Here is a 2,850-nt window from a genome sequence, read left to right as displayed (position 1 = left end):
GCGAAGTCGCGGAAGTCGAGCGCGCCGCCCCGGTGCGCCAGCCAGCGCATGATGGTCTGGCGCGGGCCGATCACTTGCTGGCGGTAGATGCCCAGGTTTTGCCGGCGCCGGGCAGTGGGCGCTTGTTGCGGGCCTCGGGTGATGACGAGGCCCCAGGTGATGAGCGGCCCCACGTCGCCCGGCCAGCAGGTCTGCACCGGCAGATCGGTCAGGTCGACATCGGCGCCGTCAAGCACCACTTCCTGGCAGGCCGCCGAACGAACCACGGACGGCTTCATGTCCCACAGCGCCTTGGCCATCTGCAGCAGCCGGCCGGTGTCTTTCAGCCCCTTGGGCGGCTCGGGTTCCTTCAGGCTGGCAAGCACCCGCCCGACGTCGCGCAGTTCGCTGGCGTTGTGCGCGCCCATGCCCAGGGCGACGCGTCCCGTCGTGCCAAACAGGTTTGTCAAGACAGGAATTTCGTAACTCTTAGCTCCTTCGACGGGGTGTTCGAACAAAAGAGCCGGGCCGGCGGCTTGGAGCACGCGGTTGCCGAGCGCTGTCATTTCTAGCCGCACGGAGACTGGCTCGGCGACGCGACGCAACTCGCCGACGCGCTCGAGACCGCCAATAAAGTCGCGAAGGTCGCGGTACTTCATCTATTAATCGGTATAAGAGAGTTGCTTCATAGTCTTGACTGGTTATTTAAAGCCTTTCTACACTGCGCGACCTGCCCGTTAAGGGATAACCCGCGCCAAGGCTCTTGGTGCGACGCTGCCGATAGTCGCCGGCCCTGTGGTGTTTGAAGCCGAGGGGTGCAAAAGATTATCGCCGCGGGGTGTCGGGTCTGACCCGCCGCCGCGCGCTCATCGAAAGGAGAGGCATGACAGCGTTCAAGTCAATCAATCAGTCGCTCGGCCGCGTGCTCGCCGCGTTGGGCCGCCCGGTGGCGGTGTTCCTCAAGGACGCCGGCCACGGTCTACTCGAAATCAGCCACAACTCGCTCGCATTGGTCGGCCTGGCCGTCGTTGCCGTCTCGCTGTTCTTCGCCGGGCGCCAGGATCTGCGACACGCGCTGGAAGAACGCGCTTTCGACTGGCTGCAATCGCGCCAGGAAGCACGCGTCGAAATCGACCCGGCGCCGGTCAGCCTGCTCGTGGCGCTGGCTGAGCGTGACGCGGTGGGCAGGGCGACCGCCGCCGACCCGAGCGGCCTTGATCGGCAACAAGCCGCCATCGCTTGGTGGATTTCGCGCCGTTACCACGTGGCGCCCGAGCCCGTGAGCCGGCTGGTGCAAGAGGCGTGGAGCGTGGGCCGGCGGGCCAAGCTCGACCCAACGCTCATCTTGGCAATCATGGCGATCGAGTCGAGCTTCAACCCGTTTGCGCAGAGTTCGGTCGGCGCCCAGGGCTTGATGCAGGTGATGACGCGCTTGCATGACGACAAGTACGAGGTCTTCGGCGGCAACCACGCCGCCTTCGACCCGGTGACCAATCTGCGCGTGGGCGTGCAGGTACTCAAGGAATGCATCGCTCGCGCCGGCAGCCTGGAAGGTGGCCTGCGCTACTACGTTGGCGCCGCCAACCTGCCGGACGACGGCGGCTACGCCGGCAAGGTGCTGGCCGAGCAGGCACACCTGCGGTCGGTGGCCGCCGGACGCGCCATTCCAGTGACCGCGCCGCTGATCGTCGCGCCCGCTTCCGTGCCGGTGACCGTCCCGGTCAACGAGGCGCCCAAGCCAAGCGATCAGCTGATGCCGGAGGTCGCTGCGGGCGAGCCCGGCCAGCACATGGCTTTGCGCTGACCGGGCGTGTTGCTCCGGTAAGATCACTTGGCAGTTCGACTGGCGACAAGGGTCCTCCGCGGCCCGAGGTGGCTCGGCCACCAAGGAGCACTGCCGGTGCCGCCCGATCGGCGCCGTTCAGCCGTGCGCCGCGGCAGCCCGGATGCGGCACCCGAAGCGGGTGCCGAGCGCCCGGGCCTTGCTGACCGCTAAGGACCGCCTCCCATGTTCGACCGTACCGTCTCCACCGTCGCCAATGTCGACCCCGAACTGTGGGCCGCCATCCAGGCCGAGAACCTGCGCCAGGAACAACACATCGAACTCATCGCGTCGGAGAACTACGCGAGCCCGGCCGTGATGGAGGCGCAGGGCACCCAACTCACCAACAAGTACGCCGAAGGCTACCCGGGCAAGCGCTACTACGGCGGCTGCGAGAACGTCGACGTGGTCGAGCAACTGGCGATCGACCGCCTCAAGACGCTGTTCGGCGCGGAGCATGCCAACGTGCAACCCAACTCCGGCTCGCAGGCCAACCAGGGTGTGTTCTTCGCGCTGCTGAAACCCGGCGACACCATCATGGGCATGAGCCTGGCCGAAGGCGGCCACCTCACGCATGGCATGCCGCTCAACATGAGCGGCAAATGGTTCAAGGTGGTCAGCTACGGCCTCAACGCCCAGGAAGAGATCGACTACGACGCCATGGAGCGCCTGGCGCACGAGCACAAGCCCAAGCTGATCATTGCCGGCGCCTCGGCCTACAGCCTGCGCATCGACTTCGAGCGCTTTGCTCGTGTGGCCAAAGCGGTGGGCGCTTATTTCATGGTCGACATGGCGCACTACGCCGGCCTCATTGCCGCGGGCGTCTATCCCAACCCGGTGCCGTTTGCGGACGCGGTGACCTCCACCACGCACAAGAGCCTGCGCGGCCCGCGCGGCGGCATCATCCTCATGAAGGATGCGATAGCCAAGCAGATCAACAGCGCCATCTTCCCCGGCATTCAGGGCGGCCCGCTCATGCACGTGATCGCCGCCAAAGCGGTGGCCTTCCAGGAGGCGCTGCAGCCGGCGTTCAAGTCCTACCAGCAGCA

3 protein-coding genes are annotated in these 2,850 nt (G+C 66.2%); 2 read left to right on the top strand and 1 reads right to left on the bottom strand.

The window, feature by feature from the left end; translation table 11 throughout:
• Window positions 1-638 (bottom strand): UbiD family decarboxylase domain-containing protein (locus tag RMO12_RS13940; protein WP_309639745.1); only part of this gene is annotated, 638 nt, incomplete at its 3' end.
• 224 nt (window positions 639-862) lie between these two features.
• Between RMO12_RS13940 and RMO12_RS13935 the strand changes: the two genes are divergently transcribed.
• Both RMO12_RS13935 and glyA read left to right on the top strand, forming a co-directional pair.
• Window positions 863-1,783: a lytic transglycosylase domain-containing protein gene (locus RMO12_RS13935; protein WP_309639744.1), complete on the top strand. Its 921-nt coding sequence runs from the start codon at window positions 863-865 to the stop codon at window positions 1,781-1,783.
• 204 nt (window positions 1,784-1,987) lie between these two features.
• On the top strand, window positions 1,988-2,850 hold an 863-nt coding region (gene glyA, locus RMO12_RS13930; protein ID WP_309639743.1), incomplete at its 3' end, for a serine hydroxymethyltransferase.

Source organism: Methylibium sp., assembly GCF_031393925.1.
GTDB lineage: Bacteria > Pseudomonadota > Gammaproteobacteria > Burkholderiales > Burkholderiaceae_C > Methylibium.
This window is presented reverse-complemented; position numbering and strand designations above follow the sequence as displayed.

Coding starts and splice junctions, on each gene's coding strand:
- RMO12_RS13935 (WP_309639744.1), top strand. CDS start 863: ATGACAGCGTTCAAGTCAATCAATCAGTCGCTCGGCCGCGTGCTCGCC.